Source organism: Enterobacter sp. IF2SW-B1 (assembly GCF_001743375.1).
Taxonomy (GTDB): domain Bacteria; phylum Pseudomonadota; class Gammaproteobacteria; order Enterobacterales; family Enterobacteriaceae; genus Enterobacter; species Enterobacter bugandensis.
Genome location: NZ_MJAA01000001.1, coordinates 761,492 through 782,525, shown reverse-complemented (window position 1 = coordinate 782,525; position 21,034 = coordinate 761,492). Strand labels below are relative to the sequence as shown.

General features: G+C 58.7%; 20 protein-coding genes. 10 read left to right on the top strand and 10 right to left on the bottom strand.

The window, feature by feature from the left end; genetic code table 11:
* Window position 1 precedes the first annotated feature (1 nt).
* Window positions 2-1,234 carry a molybdopterin molybdotransferase MoeA gene (moeA, locus tag A6013_RS03850; RefSeq protein WP_069732586.1) on the bottom strand — a complete coding sequence of 411 codons (1,233 nt, stop codon included), beginning with the start codon at window positions 1,232-1,234 and terminating at the stop codon, window positions 2-4.
* Window positions 1,235-1,422: 188 nt separating this feature from the next.
* Between moeA and iaaA the strand changes: the two genes are divergently transcribed.
* The 5 genes from iaaA to gsiD are packed head-to-tail and all read left to right on the top strand — an operon-like array spanning window position 1,423 to window position 7,645.
* A complete protein-coding gene (gene iaaA, locus A6013_RS03845; RefSeq protein ID WP_045260003.1) occupies window positions 1,423-2,361 on the top strand; it encodes a beta-aspartyl-peptidase in 939 nt (312 codons plus the stop codon).
* An 11-nt stretch (window positions 2,362-2,372) separates the two neighbouring features.
* Window positions 2,373-4,244 carry a glutathione ABC transporter ATP-binding protein GsiA gene (gene gsiA / locus A6013_RS03840; protein WP_069732585.1) on the top strand — a complete coding sequence of 624 codons (1,872 nt, stop codon included), beginning with the start codon at window positions 2,373-2,375 and terminating at the stop codon, window positions 4,242-4,244.
* A gap of 23 nt (window positions 4,245-4,267) precedes the next feature.
* Entirely contained in the window at window positions 4,268-5,806 is a 1,539-nt protein-coding gene (gene gsiB, locus A6013_RS03835) for a glutathione ABC transporter substrate-binding protein GsiB (protein WP_048999336.1), read from the top strand.
* A gap of 5 nt (window positions 5,807-5,811) precedes the next feature.
* Window positions 5,812-6,732, top strand: coding sequence for a glutathione ABC transporter permease GsiC (gsiC, locus tag A6013_RS03830; protein WP_069732584.1), 921 nt, complete (start codon window positions 5,812-5,814; stop codon window positions 6,730-6,732).
* 1 nt (window position 6,733) lies between these two features.
* Window positions 6,734-7,645 (top strand): glutathione ABC transporter permease GsiD, encoded by a 912-nt coding sequence (gene gsiD / locus A6013_RS03825; protein WP_028012480.1) that lies wholly within the window; start codon window positions 6,734-6,736, stop codon window positions 7,643-7,645.
* 63 nt (window positions 7,646-7,708) lie between these two features.
* On the opposite strand, the gene rimO is transcribed toward gsiD, so the two are convergent.
* Window positions 7,709-9,034: a 30S ribosomal protein S12 methylthiotransferase RimO gene (gene rimO / locus A6013_RS03820; RefSeq protein ID WP_041910688.1), complete on the bottom strand. Its 1,326-nt coding sequence runs from the start codon at window positions 9,032-9,034 to the stop codon at window positions 7,709-7,711.
* Between the two features lie 216 nt (window positions 9,035-9,250).
* On the opposite strand from rimO, the gene bssR reads away from it, so the two are divergent.
* Window positions 9,251-9,634 (top strand): biofilm formation regulator BssR, encoded by a 384-nt coding sequence (bssR, locus tag A6013_RS03815; protein ID WP_028012482.1) that lies wholly within the window; start codon window positions 9,251-9,253, stop codon window positions 9,632-9,634.
* Between the two features lie 108 nt (window positions 9,635-9,742).
* Complete coding sequence (locus A6013_RS03810; protein ID WP_069732583.1) at window positions 9,743-10,861, top strand: PQQ-dependent sugar dehydrogenase; 1,119 nt, start codon at window positions 9,743-9,745, stop codon at window positions 10,859-10,861.
* Here A6013_RS03810 and A6013_RS03805 read toward each other — a convergent pair whose 3' ends face one another.
* On the bottom strand, window positions 10,862-11,488 hold the full coding sequence (locus A6013_RS03805; RefSeq protein WP_045259989.1) for a glutathione S-transferase family protein: 627 nt from the start codon (window positions 11,486-11,488) through the stop codon (window positions 10,862-10,864).
* 240 nt (window positions 11,489-11,728) lie between these two features.
* Here A6013_RS03805 and dacC point away from each other — a divergent pair, with 240 nt between their 5' ends.
* Complete coding sequence (gene dacC / locus A6013_RS03800) at window positions 11,729-12,934, top strand: serine-type D-Ala-D-Ala carboxypeptidase (RefSeq protein WP_032644979.1); 1,206 nt, start codon at window positions 11,729-11,731, stop codon at window positions 12,932-12,934.
* A gap of 39 nt (window positions 12,935-12,973) precedes the next feature.
* On the opposite strand, the gene deoR is transcribed toward dacC, so the two are convergent.
* From deoR to A6013_RS03785, 3 genes are all read right to left on the bottom strand, one after another.
* Window positions 12,974-13,732, bottom strand: a complete 759-nt coding sequence (gene deoR, locus A6013_RS03795; RefSeq protein ID WP_047368171.1) for a DNA-binding transcriptional repressor DeoR — start codon at window positions 13,730-13,732, stop codon at window positions 12,974-12,976.
* Window positions 13,733-13,798: 66 nt separating this feature from the next.
* On the bottom strand, window positions 13,799-14,407 hold the full coding sequence (gene ybjG / locus A6013_RS03790) for an undecaprenyl-diphosphate phosphatase (protein ID WP_028012487.1): 609 nt from the start codon (window positions 14,405-14,407) through the stop codon (window positions 13,799-13,801).
* A gap of 7 nt (window positions 14,408-14,414) precedes the next feature.
* Window positions 14,415-15,143, bottom strand: coding sequence for a phosphatase PAP2 family protein (locus A6013_RS03785; protein WP_047368172.1), 729 nt, complete (start codon window positions 15,141-15,143; stop codon window positions 14,415-14,417).
* Window positions 15,144-15,311: 168 nt separating this feature from the next.
* Between A6013_RS03785 and A6013_RS03780 the strand changes: the two genes are divergently transcribed.
* Window positions 15,312-16,544: an MFS transporter gene (locus tag A6013_RS03780; protein ID WP_069732582.1), complete on the top strand. Its 1,233-nt coding sequence runs from the start codon at window positions 15,312-15,314 to the stop codon at window positions 16,542-16,544.
* 67 nt (window positions 16,545-16,611) lie between these two features.
* Here the strand turns inward: A6013_RS03780 and A6013_RS03775 are convergent, their stop codons facing one another.
* Window positions 16,612-17,424 carry a Cof-type HAD-IIB family hydrolase gene (locus A6013_RS03775; protein WP_028012490.1) on the bottom strand — a complete coding sequence of 271 codons (813 nt, stop codon included), beginning with the start codon at window positions 17,422-17,424 and terminating at the stop codon, window positions 16,612-16,614.
* A complete protein-coding gene (locus A6013_RS03770; RefSeq protein ID WP_069732581.1) occupies window positions 17,414-18,628 on the bottom strand; it encodes an MFS transporter in 1,215 nt (404 codons plus the stop codon). Before A6013_RS03770 ends, A6013_RS03775 begins: the two co-directional genes overlap by 11 nt.
* Before the next feature lie 81 nt (window positions 18,629-18,709).
* Here A6013_RS03770 and A6013_RS03765 point away from each other — a divergent pair, with 81 nt between their 5' ends.
* Window positions 18,710-19,261 (top strand): TetR/AcrR family transcriptional regulator, encoded by a 552-nt coding sequence (locus tag A6013_RS03765; RefSeq protein ID WP_069732580.1) that lies wholly within the window; start codon window positions 18,710-18,712, stop codon window positions 19,259-19,261.
* A gap of 21 nt (window positions 19,262-19,282) precedes the next feature.
* Here the strand turns inward: A6013_RS03765 and arsC are convergent, their stop codons facing one another.
* Window positions 19,283-19,714: a glutaredoxin-dependent arsenate reductase gene (arsC, locus tag A6013_RS03760; protein ID WP_069732579.1), complete on the bottom strand. Its 432-nt coding sequence runs from the start codon at window positions 19,712-19,714 to the stop codon at window positions 19,283-19,285.
* A gap of 12 nt (window positions 19,715-19,726) precedes the next feature.
* A complete protein-coding gene (locus tag A6013_RS03755; protein ID WP_069732578.1) occupies window positions 19,727-21,016 on the bottom strand; it encodes an arsenic transporter in 1,290 nt (429 codons plus the stop codon).
* Between the last annotated feature and the right edge of the window lie 18 nt (window positions 21,017-21,034).

The following is a 21,034-nucleotide window of genomic DNA, read 5'->3' as shown; positions in this document are numbered from 1 at the left end:
GTCAGCCTCCGAACAGGTGGTTAAAGCGCTCAACCTCAACCCATTCGCCGGCTTCCACGTTGCCGCGCTCGCGCTCCAGCACGATAAAGCAGTTACCCTGGCTGAAGGAGCTGAAAATGTGCGAGCCCTGATGTCCGGTGGTGCTCACTTCGAGCTCACCGTCCGCGCCGCGTGCCAGAATGCCGCGCTGGAAATCGAGACGACCCGGTGATTTTTTCAGGCGCGTAGCGGCACGCACGCGCAGGCGCTCCGGCAGCGGGCTGGCTTTGTTGCCTGAAAGCTTCGCCAGCAGCGGGATCGCCAGCTGGTAGAAGGTGAGCGCCGCAGAGACCGGGTTACCCGGCAGGCCGCAGAACCAGCTGTGCGGAAGCTTGCCAAACGCGAACGGTTTGCCCGGCTTAATCGCCAGCTTCCAGAAGGCGATTTCGCCCAGCTCTTCAAGCAGGGTTTTAGTGTAATCCGCTTCGCCCACGGAGACGCCGCCGGAGCTGATGACCACGTCGGCGGATTTGTCCGCCTCGATAAACGCCGCGCGCAGTTTTTCCGGGTCGTCTGGAATAATCCCGAGGTTAATCACCTCGCAGCCCAGCTGCTCCAGCATCAGGTGTACCGCCAGGCGGTTGGTGTCATAAATCTGGCCATCCTGCAGCGGCTGGCCCGGAAGCTGCAGCTCGTCGCCGGTGGAGAAGACCGCCACGCGCACCTTGCGGACAACGTCAACTTCCGCGATGCCGAGCGACGCCAGCACCGGCAGTTCACCTACCGTCAATTTCTGCCCGGCGGCAAAAACGGTCGCGCCGAGGGTGATGTCTTCGCCCGTGCGGCGGATGTTCTGGCCCGCTTTAACGTTCGCGGTAAAACGCACCCCGTCGTCGGTCTGCTCGGTCTCTTCCTGCATCACCACGGCGTCGCAGCCCTGCGGAACCGGCGCGCCGGTCATGATTCGCACGCAGGTGCCCGCAGGCCTTTCGCCGCTAAACGGCTGGCCCGCAAAGGCTTTACCCGCCACCGGCAGGGCGTTACCCGTCTGGAGATCCGCCAGGCGCACCGCGTAACCGTCCATCGCGGAGTTATCGAACCCCGGCACGTTCATCGGCGAGACGATATCGCGCGCGGCAATACGACCAAAACAGCGCACAAGCGGCAGCGTCTCAACGTCATGCAGCGGAGAAATACGGTCAAGCATCTGCGAGAGTGCCGTCTCAAGCGGCATCAGTCCGGCGGTAAAATCCATGGTGGGCTCCTGCGGAGTAACAACGAAAGCGCCCATTATGGCAGAAAAGTGCGGCTAACTGTATGACCCGATGGGTGTACGCTTTACATCACTGTTGCGTCTTTCTATATTCAAAAATCATCTGAAGTTTCATCGACGATAATGATATTTATAGAAAAAGCCGCGAATCAGGCTAACGGGTGATGCGAATGGTTAATGCGGTAATCGCAATTCATGGCGGCGCAGGGGCAATCACCCGTGCACAGCTCAGTCCCGAGCAGGAAAAGCGCTACATTGACGCGCTGTACGCCATTGTGGAAACGGGCCAGAAAATGCTGGAAGCGGGCGAGAGCGCGCTGGATGTGGTCACCGAGGCGGTGCGCCTGCTGGAAGAGTGTCCGCTCTTTAATGCCGGAATAGGTTCGGTCTTTACCCGGGATGAAACCCACGAGCTGGACGCCTGCGTGATGGACGGCGTCACCCTGAAGGCGGGCGCCGTGGCGGGCGTGAGCCATCTGCGAAATCCGGTGCTGGCGGCGCGTCTGGTGATGGAGGAGAGCCCGCACGTTCTGCTGGCGGGCGCTGGGGCGGAAAAATTTGCCTTTGAGCACGGAATGGAACCGGTATCGCCGGATCTGTTTTCCACGGAAGAACGCTATCAGCAGCTGCTGGAAGCCCGTACGGCGGGCATAACGCAGCTTGACCATACTGCGCCGCTGGATGAAACCACCAAAATGGGCACGGTTGGCGCGGTGGCGCTCGATAAAGCCGGTAACCTCGCGGCGGCGACGTCAACGGGCGGCATGACCAACAAGCTGCCGGGACGCGTCGGCGACAGCCCGCTGCCCGGCGCGGGCTGCTATGCCAATAACGCCACGGCGGCGGTGTCGTGTACCGGCACCGGGGAAGTGTTTATTCGCGCCCTCGCGGCCTACGACATCACCGCGCTGATGGATTACGGCGGTTTAAGCCTGAGCGAGGCCTGCGAGCGCGTGGTGATGGAAAAATTACCTGCCCTGGGCGGCGTCGGCGGGCTGATTGCGGTCGATCGTGAGGGCAACGTGGCCCTGCCGTTCAACAGCGAAGGCATGTACCGCGCCTGGGGTTATGCCGGTGATGAGCCGAGCACGGGCATCTATCGTGAATAAGGGGGCAGCGCGTGCCGCACACTGAAGAACTGGACAACCGCGAGGTGCTGGCTGTCCATCAGCTGAATATTGCGTTTCAGGAAGAGCGGCAGTTCATCCCCGCAGTACAGAATTTATCGTTCTCGCTCAGGCGCGGCGAGACGTTGGCTATTGTTGGCGAATCCGGCTCCGGGAAATCGGTCACCGCGCTGGCGCTGATGCGCCTGCTGGAACAGACGGGCGGGCAAATCAGCAGCGAGAAAATGCTCCTGCGCCGCCGTAACCGTCAGGTCATTGATTTAAACGAGCTGAGCGGCGCGCAGATGCAGGGCGTGCGCGGGGCGGATATCGCGATGATCTTCCAGGAGCCGATGACCTCCCTGAACCCGGTGTTCCCGGTCGGGGAGCAAATTGCCGAGTCCATCCGGCTGCATCAGGGGCTGAGCGGCGATGAGGCGCTCAAAGAGGCCCGACGGATGCTGGAGCTGGTACGCATTCCGGAGGCGCAGGCCATTCTGGGGCGCTACCCGCATCAGCTTTCCGGCGGCATGCGCCAGCGGGTGATGATTGCCATGGCGCTCTCCTGCCGTCCGGCGGTGCTGATTGCCGATGAGCCGACGACGGCGCTGGACGTGACGATTCAGGCGCAGATCCTGCAGCTCATCAAAGTGCTGCAGCAGGAGATGGAGATGGGGGTGATTTTCATCACTCACGATATGGGCGTAGTGGCTGACATCGCCGATCGGGTGCTGGTGATGCACAAGGGCAATGCTGTGGAAACCGGTGCGGTCGAGCAGATTTTCCATGCCCCCGAGCATCCTTACACCAAAGCGCTGCTGGCGGCGGTGCCGCGGCTTGGGGCAATGAACGGCAGCGATTTGCCGCGCCGTTTTCCGCTGATTTCCCTGGAGGCGACAGAGCTGCAGGAGGATGAAGGCGAGCAGGACACCGTGGTGTCGGGCAAACCGATACTCGAAGTGCGCAATCTGGTGACCCGCTTTCCGCTGCGCAGCGGAATTTTCAACCGCCTGAAGCGCGAAGTGCATGCGGTGGAAAACGTCAGTTTCGATCTCTGGCCGGGTGAAACGCTGGCGCTGGTAGGAGAGTCCGGCTGCGGGAAATCCACCACCGGGCGGGCGCTGCTCAGGCTCGTGGAGACCCAGGAGGGGACGATAACCTTTAACGGTGAACGTATCGACGCCCTGCCAGATAATAAATTACAGGCGATACGACGAGATATTCAGTTTATCTTCCAGGATCCGTATGCCTCTCTCGACCCGCGCCATACGGTAGGGTACTCAATTATGGAGCCGCTGCGGGTGCATAACCTGCTCGACGGCGAGGCGGCGCAGCGTCGCGTGGCCTGGCTGCTGGAGCGCGTTGGCCTGAAGCCGGAACACGCCTGGCGTTATCCGCATGAGTTTTCCGGCGGGCAGCGGCAGCGTATATGCATCGCCCGCGCGCTGGCGCTGAACCCGAAGGTGGTGATTGCGGATGAATCCGTCTCGGCGCTGGATGTCTCGATCCGGGCGCAAATTATCAACTTACTGCTGGATTTACAGCGGGATATGGGGATTGCCTTCCTGTTTATCTCGCACGATATGGCGGTGGTAGAGCGTATCAGCCACCGCGTGGCGGTGATGTTTATGGGGCAGATCGTGGAGATTGGCCCGCGAAGGGCGGTGTTTGAGAACCCGCAGCACCCCTACACCCGCAAGCTTATTGCGGCGGTGCCGGTTGCCGATCCCGCGCACCGTCACGGCCAGCGCGTGCTGCTGCAGGATGAGATGCCGAGCAACATTCGTAAACGGGGCGAAGCCGTGGAGCGCGTCACGCTGCGTGAGGTTGGTCCGGGCCACTTCGTGGCTCCGCCGCGCCAGGACAATGCCTTCTCACGGTTATAACTTACAACAGGCAGGAGAACACAATGGTTACATTTGTAGCGCGTAAATGGTTGTTAGCCGCGAGCGTGACGGCAGCCCTGGCCGCTGCCCCCGCGTTCGCCGCCAAAGACGTGGTGGTTGCCGTCGGCTCCAACTTCACCACGCTCGATCCGTACGACGCCAACGACACGCTCTCCCAGGCGGTGGCGAAATCGTTCTATCAGGGGCTGTTTGGTCTCGACAGAGAGATGAAGCTGAAAAATGTGCTGGCGGAGGGGTACACCGTATCCGACGACGGGCTGGTCTATACCATCAAGCTCCGTTCCGGCGTGAAGTTCCAGGACGGGACTGATTTCAATGCGGAGGCGGTAAAGGTCAACCTCGACCGTGCCAGCAATCCTGAAAACAGCCTCAAGCGCTATAACCTGTATAAAAATATCGCCAGCACCGAGGTAGTCGACCCGGCAACGGTAAAAATCACCCTGAAAGAGCCATTCTCCGCGTTTATCAATATTCTGGCGCATCCGGCGACGGCGATGATCTCGCCCGCCGCGCTGAAAAAGTACGGTAAAGAGATCGGCTTCCACCCGGTGGGAACCGGGCCGTACGAGCTGCTCACCTGGAACCAGACCGATTTTGTGAAGGTGAAAAAATTCGCGGGATACTGGCAGCAGGGTCTGCCGAAGCTGGACACCATCACCTGGCGTCCGGTGGTGGATAACAACACCCGCGCGGCAATGCTGCAAACCGGCGAGGCGCAGTTTGCCTTCCCCATCCCTTATGAGCAGGCCGCCATTCTGCAGAAAAACAGCAAGCTGGAGCTGGTTGCCAGCCCGTCTATCATGCAGCGCTACATCAGCATGAACGTCACGCAGAAGCCGTTCGATAACCCGAAGGTGCGTGAAGCCATCAACTATGCCATTAACCGTCAGGCGCTGGTGAAGGTCGCTTTTGCGGGTTATGCCACCCCGGCCACCGGCGTGCTGCCGCCGTCTATCGCGTATGCGCAAAGCTATCAGCCGTGGCCGTACGATCCGGCTAAAGCGCGCGAGCTGCTGAAAGAGGCGGGTTTCCCGAACGGCTTCAGCACCACGCTGTGGTCGTCGCACAATCACAGCACCGCGCAGAAGGTGCTGCAGTTTACCCAGCAGCAGTTGGCGCAGGTGGGGATTAAGGCGCAGGTCACCGCGATGGATGCCGGGCAGCGTGCGGCAGAAGTGGAGGGGAAAGGGCAGAAAGAGAGCGGCGTGCGAATGTTCTACACAGGCTGGACGGCCTCGACCGGTGAAGCCGACTGGGCGCTGTCGCCGCTGTTCGCCTCGCAGAACTGGCCGCCAACCCTGTTCAACACCGCGTTTTACAGCAATCCGCAGGTGGACAAAGACCTGGCCGATGCCCTGAAAACCACCAAACCGGAGGAGAAAGCCCGCCTCTACAAGGACGCGCAGGACATTATCTGGAAAGAGTCGCCGTGGGTACCGCTGGTGGTGGAGAAACTGGTCTCAGCCCATAACAAAGCGCTGACCGGGTTCTACATCATGCCGGACACCGGCTTTAGCTTTGACGATGCGGATTTAAAATAAACCTCATGCTGAATTATGTTTGTAAACGTCTGCTGGGGCTTATCCCGACGCTGCTGATAGTGGCGGTGCTGGTGTTTTTGTTTGTCCACATGCTGCCGGGCGATCCGGCGCGTCTGGTAGCCGGGCCCGAAGCGGATGCCACCGTCATTGAGCTGGTGCGTAAACAGCTGGGCCTCGACCAGCCGCTGTATATGCAGTTTCTGCACTATATGTGCAACGTTCTGCAGGGCGATTTTGGTATCTCGATGGTGTCGAGGCGTCCGGTGTCGGAGGAGATTGCCAGCCGCTTTATGCCCACGTTCTGGCTAACGATTGCCAGCATGAGCTGGGCGGTGGCGTTTGGGCTGGGCGCGGGGATTATTGCGGCCGTCTGGCGTAACCGCTGGCCGGACAAGCTCGGCATGGCCCTGGCGGTGACCGGCATCTCCTTCCCGGCGTTCGCGCTGGGGATGCTGCTGATGCAGATCTTCTCCGTTGAACTGGGCTGGCTGCCGACCGTCGGGGCCGATACCTGGAAGCATTACATTCTGCCCTCCATGACGCTGGGCGCTGCCGTTTCGGCGGTGATGGCCCGCTTTACCCGTGCCTCGTTCGTGGACGTGCTGAGCGAAGATTATATTCGCACCGCGCGGGCGAAAGGAGTCAGCGAGAAGTGGGTCATTCTCAAGCACGGGTTCCGCAATGCGATGATCCCGGTGGTGACGATGATGGGGCTACAGTTTGGTTTCCTGCTGGGTGGCTCTATCGTCGTGGAAAAGGTCTTCAACTGGCCGGGGCTGGGGCGCCTGCTGGTCGATTCCGTCGAGATGCGCGACTACCCGGTGATTCAGGCAGAAGTCCTGCTTTTCTCGCTGGAGTTTATTCTTATCAACTTAGTGGTGGACGTGCTCTACGCCGCCATTAACCCGGCCATCAGGTATAAGTAAGATGCGATTGTTGAACTGGCGGCGTCAGGCCGTTTTGAACGCGATGCCGGGGCTGAAACCGGAGCATGTCCGCACCCCATGGTCCGAATTCTGGCGACGTTTTCGCCGTCAGCCGGTCGCAATGGCGGCGGGGCTGTTCGTGCTGGTGCTGATTGCCGTGGCGATCGTTGCGCCGTGGGTAGCGCCGTTTGATGCGGAAAACTACTTTGACTATGACCGCCTGAACGACGGCCCCTCAATGCTGCACTGGTTCGGCGTGGACTCGCTTGGCCGCGATATCTTCAGCCGCGTGCTGGTGGGGGCGCAAATTTCTCTCGCCGCCGGGGTAGTCGCGGTGCTGATCGGCGCGGCTATCGGTACCGTGCTGGGGCTCGTCGCCGGGTATTATGAAGGCTGGTGGGACCGCATCATCATGCGCATCTGCGACGTGCTGTTTGCTTTCCCCGGCATTCTGCTGGCGATTGCCGTTGTCGCCATTATGGGCAGCGGGATGGCGAACGTCATTATCGCGGTGGCGGTCTTTTCGATTCCGGCCTTTGCCCGCCTGGTGCGCGGCAACACGCTGGTGCTGAAGCAGCAGACGTTTATTGAATCCGCCCGCAGCATGGGAGCCAGCGATACCACCATTCTGTTCAGCCATATTCTGCCCGGGACGGTGTCGTCCATCGTGGTCTATTTCACCATGCGTATCGGCGTGTCGATTATTTCGGCGGCCAGCCTGTCGTTTCTGGGGTTAGGGGCACAGCCGCCGACGCCGGAGTGGGGTGCGATGCTGAACGAGGCGAGGGCCGATATGGTGATTGCGCCGCACGTGGCGATCTTCCCGAGCCTGGCGATTTTCCTGACCGTGCTGGCGTTTAACCTGCTGGGGGATGGACTGCGCGACGCGCTGGATCCGAGGATAAAGGGGTAGTGCAGTGAAATGTGCCGGGTGGCGGCTACGCCTTACCCGGCCTGTAAAAGATGTGCAGTGAGATTAAACCCGGCTACCCCACAGGTCATACTCGTCGGCGTTTTCAACTTTGACGCGAATAATATCACCCGGCTTAACGTTGGTTTCGCCGTTCAGGTACACCGCACCGTCGATTTCAGGGGCGTCCGCCATGCTGCGGCCAATCGCGCCTTCTTCGTCCACTTCGTCGATGATAACCATGATCTCGCGGCCCACTTTCTCCTGCAGACGCTCGGCAGAAATCTGCTGCTGCAGCTGCATGAAGCGGTTCCAGCGCTCTTCCTTAACCTCTTCCGGCACCTGATCCGCCAGCTCGTTGGCGGTTGCGCCTTCCACCGGGCTGTACTTGAAGCAGCCGACGCGGTCCAGACGGGCTTCTTTCAGGAAGTCGAGCAGCATCTGGAAGTCTTCTTCGGTTTCACCCGGGAAGCCGACGATAAAGGTGGAGCGCAGGGTCAGATCCGGACAGATTTCACGCCACTGCTTGATGCGCGCCAGCTGGCGGTCAACGGAGCCAGGGCGTTTCATCAGCTTCAGGATACGCGGGCTGGCGTGCTGCAGCGGGATATCCAGGTACGGCAGGATTTTGCCTTCCGCCATCAGCGGGATCACATCGTCAACGTGCGGGTACGGGTAAACGTAGTGCAGACGCGTCCAGATACCGAGCTTAGCCAGCTGCTCGCACAGGCCCACCATGCTGGTTTTCACCGGCTCGCCGTTGTGGAAACCGGAGCGGTGTTTGACGTCCACGCCATAAGCTGAGGTGTCCTGGGAAATCACCAGCAGCTCCTTCACGCCCGCGTCGGCCAGACGTTTCGCTTCCGCCAGCACTTCGCCAATCGGACGGCTCACCAGATCGCCACGCATGGACGGGATGATGCAGAAGGTGCAGCGATGGTTGCAGCCTTCAGAAATTTTCAGGTAGGCGTAGTGACGCGGCGTCAGCTTCACGCCCTGTTCCGGCACCAGGCTCAGGAACGGGTTGTGCTTTGGTTTTGGCACGTAGTGATGAACATGTTCCAGCACCTGCTCGTAGCTGTGCGGGCCGGTGATCTCCAGCACCTTCGGGTGCACTTCGCGGATTTGGTCCACTTTCGCGCCCAGGCAGCCGGTAACAATCACTTTGCCGTTTTCGGTCAGCGCTTCACCGATGGCTTCCAGTGACTCCTGGACCGCGCTGTCGATAAACCCGCAGGTGTTAACGATCACCATATCGGCGTTGTCGTAGCTTGGCACCACGTCATAGCCCTCGGTGCGCAGTTCGGTCAGGATGCGTTCTGAATCCACCAGGTTTTTCGGGCAGCCCAGGGAGACGAAGCCGATTTTCGGCTGGTGCGTAACATTGCTCATAGGTTAAAAATTCATCAATTATGGAGTTATCAGGGCGGGATTTTACAGCGTATCGCGGGGGATTTATACACTCTTTGCAAGGTGGATGCGCCAGGCCGAGGTTGTAACATTGTAAATAATGTTAATCAGTTAAGAATAATTGATCTCAGGCATTAAACTGTACAAAAAATGACCTTATTCTGAATGTGCAACATGGCTGACAGAGGAGGAAATAGCATGTCCGTTGACAGACTGAAACGCGATCTGCTTAACAAGCTGATCAACGCCCGAATCGACCTGGCCGCCTATCTGCAGCTCAGGAAGGCAAAGGGCTATATGTCAGTCAGCGAAAGCGAACATCTGCGTGATAATCTGTTTGAACTGTGTAATTTCATGCGTGAAAAAGCACCGACCCTGAAGGCGGAATACGATGAATGCGAGCTGATGGCGTTGCGTCGCGCCGCTGAGGTGCTCTCCATTGCAGGGGTATGTTTGATGAACGGACGCCACGACTGCCCAAATTTTATCGCTGTTAACGCGGAGAAGCTTGAAAACTGCCTGACAACGCTCTCTCTTTGCATCATGTGTCTTAACAAGCACGAGACGCTTGCACAGCACTGAGTTCGGGGGGAGACAACTCCCCCCATCTGATTAAGCTTTTGTAAAAGTGGTAACACGCCCGGAGGTAATGGCTAATCTTTATGCCATATGCCGAAAAAGGAGCGCTTTATGCCTCGATCCTCGTTGATTTTCCTACCTGCATTGTTTATTCCGTTTTCGCTTCTTGCTGCGCCAGAGGCGGTAAAGGTTGAGGTGCTGCAAAACCGACTCGATCACCCCTGGTCGATGGCGTTCCTGCCGGGCAATGACGGTTTACTGGTCACTCTTAAGGGCGGGCAGCTCAAGCGCTGGCAGGCCGGGAAAGGACTTTCCGATCCCATTGTCGGCGTGCCGAAGGTGTGGGCGAACGGCCAGGGAGGACTGCTGGACGTGGTGCTGGCGCCTGATTTTGAAAAGTCGCGCCGCGTCTGGCTGAGCTACGCCGAAGCCGGGCGTGACGGCAAGGCCGGAACGGCGGTGGGCTATGGCCGCCTGAGCGACGATCTTTCCCGCATCGAGGGATTCCAGGTGGTGTTCCGCCAGATGCCGAAACTCTCTACCGGTAACCATTTTGGTGGGCGACTGGTGTTCGACGGCAAAGGGTATCTCTTTATTGGACTCGGCGAGAACAACCAGCGCCCGACGGCGCAGGATCTGGACAAGCTGCAGGGTAAAGTGGCGCGCCTCACCGAAGACGGTAAAGTGCCGCCGGATAACCCCTTTGTGAACACCTCCGGCGCGCGGCCGGAAATCTGGTCTTACGGCATTCGTAACCCGCAGGGGATGGCGATGAACCCGTGGAGCGACACGCTGTGGCTGAACGAGCACGGCCCGCGCGGCGGGGATGAAATCAACATCCCGGAGAAGGGCAAAAATTACGGCTGGCCGCTGGCGACGCACGGCATTAACTACAGCGGGCTGAAAATCCCGGAAGCCAAAGGCGAGCACGTTGAGGGAGCCGAAAAGCCGCTGTTTGTCTGGAAAGTGTCGCCCGCGGTCAGCGGCATGGCGTTCTATAATAGCGACGTGTTCCCGCAGTGGAAAAACAAGCTGTTTATTGGGGCGCTGAAGGAAAAGGACGTTATCGTGCTGAGCGTGGACGGCAATAAAGTGACGGAGGACGGGCGGATCCTGGGCGACCGGGAGCAGCGTATTCGCGATGTGCGGGTGGGGCCGGATGGCTATCTGTATGTCCTGACCGACGAAACGGACGGGCAGCTGTTAAAAGTCAGCCCGTCCGGTGCGTAATCAGGTGACCGGGATCATCACCACGTTACGGTACGCCGGGCGCTCGCTAAGCTGCTTAAGCCAGCGGTCAAGGTTCGGGCGCGGCGTCCATTTCAGACCGAGGTTAGTCAGGTTCCAGACGAACGGCGCTACGGCAATGTCCCCCACGCCGAACGTATCGCCGGAGAACCAGGCGTGCTTCGCCAGCTCATCGTCCATCATCGCAAACAGGTTTTCGCAGGCATCCTGCGCGGCATGAATGGCGGGGTAGTCGCGCTCGGCTTCAGGGGTTCTCACCAGCCCCATCAGGATCACGCGGTGAACGGGAGAGAGCGTCTGATTTGCCCAGTCCATCCACTTCTCACCCTGCGCGCGCTGCGCCGGGTTTTCAACCCACAGGCGGCCAAGACCGTACTGGGCGGCGAGGTAACGCACAATGGTGTTGGACTCCCAAAGGGTTGCGTCTGTTTCGTCATCGCGCAGCAGCGGCACCAGGCCGTTCGGGTTCATCGCCAGATAGTCGGCCTCTTTGTTCACGCCGAACGACATGCCAGCCATGATTTGGTTAAACGGTAAATCCAGTTCCTCCAGCGTCCAGAGCACTTTCTTAACGTTGGTCGAATTATTCCTGCCCCACAGCGTAATCATATTTACTCCTGTTGAGTGTGAATCTGGGTCGGCTTTTTGCCATGGTGAGATAAACCTAACAATTACGCAACAGAAGACAAAAAAATCGCCTGAATCAAAGCGTAAATGAATGTTATTGCATAAACTTTAATAACTTTACCCTCGTTGGGTTTCTTTAACCGTTTTAGTGCGCTATTACTCATCGCTTCTTGCGACACGGTGATGTGACGTAATTTTTGAATGGACACTCGGGTGGCATTTATGACGCGAAAAATGACTTCTCTGCGCAGCCTGGCGGCAGGCTCTGCGCTTCTTTTCCTGTTTGCACCAACACTCTACGCGGCTGAACAGGCTGCGCCCGAAGCGCCGCCTGTGGACGCGCGCGCCTGGATCCTGATGGACTATTCCAGCGGTAAGGTGCTGGCGGAAGGCAATGCGGATGAGAAACTCGATCCGGCCAGCCTGACCAAAATCATGACCAGCTATGTGGTCGGGCAGGCGTTAAAAGCGGGCAAGATCAAGCTGGACGATATGGTCACCATCGGGAAGGATGCCTGGGCGACAGGCAACCCGGCGCTGCGGGGCTCGTCGGTGATGTTCCTGAAGCCTGGCGATCAGGTCTCCGTCTCCGATCTGAACAAAGGGGTAATCATTCAGTCGGGAAATGATGCGTGTATCGCGCTGGCCGACTACGTTGCCGGCAGTCAGGATTCTTTCATTGGTTTGATGAATGGCTATGCGCAAAAGCTCGGCTTAACCAACACCACCTTCAAAACGGTCCACGGCCTGGATGCGCCGGGACAGTTCAGTACCGCGCGCGACATGGCGCTGCTGGGAAAAGCGCTGATCCACGACGTGCCGGATGAATACGCCATCCACAAAGAGAAAGAGTTTACCTTCAACAAAATTCGCCAGCCGAACCGCAACCGCCTGCTGTGGAGCAGCAACGTTAACGTGGACGGAATGAAGACCGGCACCACGGCCGGCGCGGGCTACAACCTGGTGGCCTCCGCGACGCAGGGCGACATGCGCCTGATCTCGGTGGTGCTGGGCACCAAAACCGACCGCATCCGCTTTAACGAGTCAGAAAAACTGCTGACTTGGGGCTTCCGCTTCTATGAAACCGTGACGCCGATTAAACCGGATGCCACGTTCGTCAGCCAGCGCGTCTGGTTTGGTGATAAGAGCGAGGTGAATCTGGGGGCGGGTGAGGCCGGTTCCGTGACCATTCCACGCGGTCAGCTGAAAAACCTGAAAGCAAGCTATACCCTGACCGAACCGCAGCTCACCGCGCCGCTGAAAAAAGGCCAGGTGGTCGGGACGATTGATTTCCAGCTAAACGGTAAGTCGATTGAACAGCGTCCGCTGATTGTGATGGAAGCGGTGGAAGAGGGCGGCTTCTTCAGCCGGATGTGGGATTTCGTGTTGATGAAATTCCATAGCTGGTTTGGCAGCTGGTTTAGTTAAGTTTTATGCCGAGTGGCGCTGCGCTTACCCGGCATAACCTCAATACATCAACTTCACCTGCTGTGCCTTTGCATGGGCCACAATCTCGTCATCGGGGCGGCAATCGCTGACGATGGCGTCAAACTGCGCCAGCTCGCCCATTCTTGCCGAACGCACCTTGCCAAACTTACTGTGATCGACCACCAGCACATGATACTGCGCGGCATTTAACGCCCAGTGCTTGACCGGCAGCTCCTCCAGATTAAAGCAGGTTGCACCCTGGCGCACGTTCACGCCTGCGGCAGAATAAAACGCGATGTCCGGGCATAAATTGCTAAGCGTGTCCTGCAGGTTAAGCGGTTTAAAGATGGCGTTGCTGGCGTGAAACTCGCCGCCGCAGAGGATCACCCGGCACTCGGGTTTCTCCTGAAGCGCCAGAAAGGTGTTCAGGGAGTAGCACACGGCGGTAAAGGGAATGCTGCTGTCGATGGCTTCGATAATCCACGGCGTGGTGGTGCCGCAGTCAAAAAACAGCGTCTGGTGCGGCTGAACCAGCGTAGCCGCAAGGCGCGCGGCTTTGCGCTTCTCTTCAACCAGACGCGTCTTCTGGTCGCTGATCAGATAATGGCTGGCGCTGCGCGGCTCAAGGACGATGTACCCGCCCAGCAGTACCACGGGGGCGCTGTCGCTGTTCAGATCGCGACGAATGGTCATCTCTGAGACGCCGAGGAGGTTGGCGGCTTCCTTCAGATGCAGCTTATCGCTGCGCTTCAGCGCCTGCAGCAGCTGAGCAATGCGGTCATCGCGTCGTGTTTCCATAGTTCCTCGGGATAAAAAAGTGAGCCCCCGCAGGGCGGGGGCTCAGTGTAACCTGTCCGGTTGGGATTAGTCACGTATCCAGCCCTTACGGATCGGGATGGCAAAAATGGCGCGATAGAGCGAAGAGAGCCCGCGGTAGAGCGCCTCACCGAAGAGATTCCACAGGATAGCCGCGCTCACGCAGCCAATCAGCCCCACCAGGAAACCGCCCACCATATCCAGCGGCCAGTGGACGCCAAGATAGACGCGCGACCAGGCGATAGCCACAGCGACCACCATCAGCACCGCACCCGACCACAGGCGATGCCAGAACAGGAAAGCCAGCGCGAAGGTGAAGATAACCGTACCGTGATCGCTCGGGAAAGAGTCATCCGGCGCGTGGTGCAGGAAGGTGTAGCCAATGCGATCGACAAAAGGACGATCGTGCGGGAATGCGTGGCCGAGAAGATAGCTGACCAGCACGCTTACCCCGAGCGCCATCGCGACTTTGATCACCAGCTGGCGCTGTGCCTTAACCTGGCTGCGCGGCCCCCACAGCCAGAGAATGGCAGCCAGCGCAGGCACGATGCTGATAAGGTCTTTCGCCAGAAAGGTGGCAAAATCAATCATCCACTCTGGCGAGGCCGGGGTGGCGTTGATCAGATAAAACAGCTGATAATTCAGATTCTCTAGCATAGCGTAATCACTCTTTTGCAAACCGGGTGGAAACCAGCCCGTAGACCGCCACCTGGGAAAACCAGACCCACCACCCGGCCCACAGGTTGTGAGAGAAAAAATGTGCCCCGCGCATCACCTGGCCGAAGCCCATCGCCAGACCCAGAACCGCGCCAAGGACCACAAAGCTCCAGGCGAGACGCGGACGCTCGCGCCAGAAGGCAAAAAACAGCCCCATCACCATAAAGCCGCTGGAAGAATGGCCACCCGGGAAGCAGCGGCCCGGACCGCTGTCTGCCGGAACGGCGCTGAACAGGGGGTAAGACACGGCCTTACCGCCATATTCCACCAGATCCCACGGGCAGCTGTGGTGGCTGATGCTTTTCAGCACGCCGACCACCAGCGCGCCAAGCCCCATCAGCAGCGCGGCTGTGACAAGCCTTGCGTTACGTTTGTAAGCGCCGTAAAGCAGCGCCACGGCGCCTAAGGCAATCGCAATGTACTTCGCCAGACGATGGTTCAGCAGATCCAGCAGGTGGTCTTTCTGCAGCGGGAAAGTCTGTGTCGCCGCGTCATACCAAAAACCGGTGATCCATCTGTCGAGCGCTTCATCGCGCGATAGCCACGTAAACACCACGGCAAGCGCTACTAGCACCAAAAGCTGATAACCATAAAAGCGGGACGGTAAGCGGTAAAGTTGTTTTGTCTTATTAGTCTGTAAGTTAGACAATTCTGAACGGCTGGAAGTGAGTGCCATAATTAGGGATCAGTGACGAGTAATCGCGCTATCATAAATCTGTCAACTTAAGGAAACCTTAAACGAAGACGATATGTGCTTTATTTCTGTTTCTCCTCGATAAATCACTATCTCGGATTACGGCATTTCATTAAACTCGTCGCGATTTTGTCATTATAAAGAGATTGCATGTTAAACCGTTCTTCTTCTGGTTCACGTCTGGGTCGTCAGGCGTTGCTTTTCCCTCTGTGTCTGGTGCTCTACGAATTCTCTACCTATATCGGCAACGATATGATCCAGCCCGGTATGCTGGCCGTGGTGGCGCAGTACAACGCGGGAATCGAGTGGGTGCCGACCTCCATGACCGCCTATCTGGCTGGCGGCATGTTTTTGCAGTGGCTGTTAGGCCCGCTGTCGGATCGTATTGGCCGCCGTCCGGTGATGCTGACGGGCGTGGTGTGGTTTATCGTTACCTGCCTCGCCACGCTGCTGGCGCAAAACATTGAACAATTTACGCTGCTGCGTTTCCTGCAGGGGGTGAGCCTGTGCTTTATCGGCGCCGTGGGGTATGCCGCCATCCAGGAGTCGTTTGAGGAGGCGGTGTGTATCAAAATTACCGCGCTGATGGCTAACGTGGCGCTGATCGCCCCCTTACTCGGGCCGCTGGTGGGGGCCGCGTGGGTGCACGTTGCGCCGTGGGAAGGGATGTTTGTGCTCTTTGCTGTTCTCGCCGCCATCGCGTTCTTCGGCCTGCACCGCGCGATGCCGGAAACGGCTACCCGTCTGGGCGAAAAACTCTCGCTGAAAGAGCTGGGCCGGGATTACAAAGCAGTGTTGCAAAATGGCCGCTTTGTGGCGGGGGCGCTGGCGACCGGATTCGTTAGCCTGCCTCTGCTGGCGTGGATCGCGCAGTCACCGGTTATTATCATCAGCGGTGAAAAGCTCAGCAGCTACGAGTACGGCCTGCTGCAGGTGCCGATCTTTGGCGCGTTGATTATTGGTAACCTGTTGCTGGCCCGTCTGACGTCTCGCCGCACCGTGCGTTCACTGATTATCATGGGCGGCTGGCCGATTGCGGCAGGGCTGATTCTGGCGGCGGTAGCGACCGTCGCGTCATCCCACGCCTACCTGTGGATGACGGCGGGGCTGAGCATTTATGCCTTCGGAATTGGCGTGGCGAACGCTGGCCTGGTGCGCCTGACCCTGTTTGCGAGCGAGATGAGTAAAGGTACGGTCTCTGCGGCGATGGGCATGCTGCAGATGCTGATTTTTACCGTCGGTATCGAGGTGAGCAAGCACGCTTACGCGCTGGGCGGCAACGGGTTGTTCAGCCTGTTTAACCTCGCCAACGGCGTGCTGTGGGTTGGCCTGATGGTGGTGTTCCTGAAGGACAAACGCGTCGGAAACGCCCTGCAACCATAATCTTTTTTCCCTCTCCCCTTTGGGGAGAGAGCCAGGGTGAGGGGCGAGGCTGCCATACCGCATGCGGTCAATTAAACGGTGCCTCCCCGTTCAACACCTTCTCAATCACGTTTAAAACGCCTTCCTCGTTATTATGCGGTGCTTCAAAGCGCGCCTCCGCTTTAATATGCGGTTTGGCATTTGCCATCGCAAAGCTGAACCCGGACTGACGCAACATCTCCACGTCGTTGCCGCTGTCACCAAAGGCCACCACTTCGCTGTCCTCGATGCCCCAGCGCGTTTGCAGGATCCGCAGGCCGTTGGCTTTATGCACGCCGGGGATAATCAGGTCAATGCTGCCGTGACCGGTAGTGACGGGCACCATAATGTCACTTAACTTTTCATGCAGCAGCGCCTGAATGCGCGGAATTTCGTCATCGGAAACGTTGAGCCCGAACTTGAAGAAGATGTCGTTCAGGCTGTTGAAATCCTGCACCCTTTCGAGGCGGTGATAATATTTTGACGCGATATCAATGAAGGCATCGTCATAGGTCTTAAGCGTGTAGGCGCTGCCTTTCCCGCAGGCGATAATCTCAATGCCGGGGACGTCATTTAAGACGGTGGCCACGGTGCTGAAATGCGCTTTTGTCAGCTCGCCGTTGAAGACATCTTCCCCGGCATCGACCACCCAGCCGCCGTTTTCGGCAACAAAGGCAATTTCATGCGCGATCTCCGGGAAGAAGGAGATCAGCTGGTAATACTGGTTGCCGCTGGCGACCACAAAGCGAATGCCTTGCTCCTTCATGCGCGCATACTGCGCCAGAAAGCGCGGGCGGTTATAGGTCTTGGCATCACTCAGGAATGTGCCATCCATGTCGACGGCGATCAGTTTAACGCTCATATCCCTTCTCCATTGACGTTTGTTCCGTTTCCGGCTTTGCCACCGCGCGCGCCACCAGCGCCGCGATAATCACCAACCCTAACACCACCAGCATGGCGCTGCGCAGCCCGTAGTGCTCACCGAGGAAACCGAGCAGCGGCGGCCCGACCAGAAAGGCGAGGTAGCCCGTGGTCGCCACCACGCTGACGCGGGTCGGGGCATCCGGGCCGGTGTCGCTGGCGGCCGAAATAGTCAGCGGGAAGCCGAGCGACGCGCCCAGACCCCAGAGGATCACCGAGACCCCGGCAATCCAGTCCACGTCCACAAAGACGATCATCGCGATACCCAGGCCGCCGAGCAGGGTGCTGGCGCGCACTACCGCCACGCGGCTGTAGCGGTCGATAAACCAGCCGCCGGTGAAGCGCCCTACGGTCATCCCCAGTGTAAACCCGGCGTAAATCAGCGAGCCGGAGGTCGGGCTAAAGCCGTGGCCGTCCACCATCAGCAGCGGCAGCCAGTCGTTGGCGGAGCCTTCCGCGAACGCCATCGCCAGCACCACCACGCCGATGAGCATCAGCTGGAAATCGCGGTAGAAGGGCAGCCCTTTTTCCGTCGAATGCTGTTCTTCAGCGGAATTCTTGCCGGTACCGTTCGGGATCGCCCGAATGCCGGTCAGGATCGGAATGATGCATACCAGCGCCGCCAGCAGGATATGCAGATTCGCGCTCATGCCAAAGGCCGTCAGCGCCATCCCCACGCCCGCGCCGGCGAGCGTGCCGAGGCTGTAAAAGCCGTGCATCATGGGCAGCACGGTTTTGTTCATCTCGCGCTCGACCGCCGCCCCTTCAACGTTTATCGCAACCTCTGCCGAGCCGAAGCTGCCGCCAAATACCGTCAGCCCCAGGGCAAACAGCACCGGCGAAGCAAACCACAGCGCCACGCTTAGCACGATCATCCCAATTACCGCGAAGCACATGGTGGTGCGGATCACCGCCCGCGTGCCAAAGCGCTTCACCAGCCACGCGGAGCAGAGGATACCGCTCATGGAGCCTATCGACAGACCGAACAGCACGATGCCCATCTCCGCGGTAGAGACGGACAAAATATCGCGAATGGCGGGCGTACGTGTGGCCCAGGAGGCCATCAGCAGACCGGGAATAAAGAAGAACATAAACAATGCCCACATGCGTAGTCGCAGGGCGTTGCGGGAAGAGGTCAGCGTCATTGGGGTAGCACCAGAAGTACAACAGTAGCGACAACACTAGCAAGTTTGTGTACATTTGTACACAAACCAGGTGAGGGATTTATGAGCAGACCACCGAACGATCCGCATCGACGTGAAAAAATTCTCCAGGCGACGCTGGACACCATTGCCGAACACGGGATTCACGCCGTCACGCACCGCAAAATCGCCACCTGCGCGGGCGTGCCGCTGGGGTCGATGACCTACTATTTCGACGGCATGGAGCCGCTGCTGGAGGAGGCCTTCACGTGGTTTACGCGGCAGATGTCGCAGCAGTACCGGGATTTCTTCGCGGGCGTCACCGGGCCGGAGATGGCGTGTGAATCCATCACCACCCTGATCCACAGCTCGCAGGTGACCATGCCGCACAACATGGCGCTGATGTATCAGCTTTACGCCTTTATGCACCGCAGCGCGGCGCTCAAAACGGTGATGCAGGACTGGATGAAAATGAGCCAGACCACGCTGGAGCAGTGGTTCGACCCGGTCACCACCCGTGCGCTGGATGCCTTCATCGAAGGGATGACGCTGCACTATGTGACTGACCGAGAGCCATTAAGCCGGGAGGAAATTCGGGCGATGGTGGGGAGAATTGCGGGCGAGGGGAACCCTTAGGCATCACTCGCCCTGCCTGTTTTACCTGCGTTCGATTTTTTTCCCGCTGGCGTCCACGACGGCTTCGCCATCCTCTTTACTAAACGCGCCTTTCTGCGCGTCCGGCAGGATGTCGAGGACGAATTCAGACGGGCGGCACAGGCGGGTGCCCAGCGGCGTGACCACAATCGGACGGTTAATCAGAATCGGGTGTTGCAGCATAAAGTCGATAAGCTGGTCGTCGCTGAGGATATCTTCGGCCAGGCCGAGCTGTTCATAGGGCTCCACGTTTTTGCGCAGCAGATCCCGCACCGAAATGCCCATGTCGGCAATCAGGGTGGTCAGCTTATCGCGCGACGGCGGGGTTTCCAGATAGAGGATAATCTCCGGCTCCGTGCCGCTGTTGCGGATCATCTCCAGCGTATTGCGCGAGGTGCCGCAGGCTGGGTTGTGGTAGATGGTGATGTGGCTCATATCAGTGGCTCATTACAGTGTGAAGGAGAGACGTAGCGCCAGCGCGGCGAGCGTCACAAACAGGACCGGCAGCGTCATGATGATGCCCGTCCGGAAATAGTAGCCCCAGGTAATCGTCATGTTTTTCTGCGCCAGCACGTGGAGCCAGAGCAGGGTGGCGAGGCTGCCGATAGGCGTGATTTTTGGCCCCAGATCGCAGCCAATCACGTTGGCGTAAATCATCGCGTCCTTAATCAATCCCGTCGCCGTACTGCCCTCAATGGAGAGCGCGCCAATCAGCACCGTGGGCATATTGTTCATTATGGATGACAGGAACGCGGTGATGAATCCGGTTCCCAGCGTGGTGGCCCACAGTCCGTGTCCGGCCAGGCTATTCAGCACGCCTGTGAGATAATCCGTCAGCCCGGCATTGCGCAGGCCATACACCACCAGATACATCCCGAGCGAGAAAATAACAATTTGCCAGGGTGCGCCGCGCAGCACTTTTCCGGTGTTTATTGCATGTCCCCGTTTTGCAACAGCGAATAAAATCAGCGCGCCGACGGTGGCGATGGCGCTGACCGGAATGCCGAGAGGTTCAAGCACAAAGAAGCCGACGAGCAGAAGCAGCAGCACGATCCAGCCCGTTCTGAACGTCGGGAGATCGTGAATGGCCCGCGCGGGCTCCTGAAGTTTCGCCAGGTCATATTCCGGTGGAATTTCCTTGCGGAAGAAGAGATGCAGCATCACCAGCGTTGCGACAATCGCGGCGATATCAACGGGGATCATCACCGAGGCGTATTCGCTGAACCCCAGCTTAAAGAAGTCTGCCGACACGATGTTGACCAGGTTGGAGACAATCAGCGGCAGGCTGGCGGTATCGGCGATAAAACCTGCCGCCATCACAAACGCCAGCGTGGCCTGCTTGCTGAACCCCAGCGCCAGCAGCATGGCGATGACGATAGGCGTCAGGATCAGCGCCGCGCCGTCATTGGCAAACAGCGCCGCCACGGCCGCACCCAGCAGCACGATATAAGTAAACAGCAATCGCCCGCGACCGTTTCCCCAGCGGGCAACGTGCAGCGCCGCCCATTCGAAAAAGCCGGACTCATCCAGCAGCAAGCTGATAATGATGACGGCGATAAACGTCGCCGTGGCGTTCCAGACGATATTCCAGACCACAGGTATATCGTTAATGTGAATTACCCCGCTGGCCAGCGCCAGCACGGCGCCAATGGTCGCGCTCCAGCCGATACTGAGCCCTTTGGGCTGCCAGATGACCAGTACCAGCGTAAACAGAAAAATTGCCCCTGCCAGAAACATCGCTTACTCCATTATATC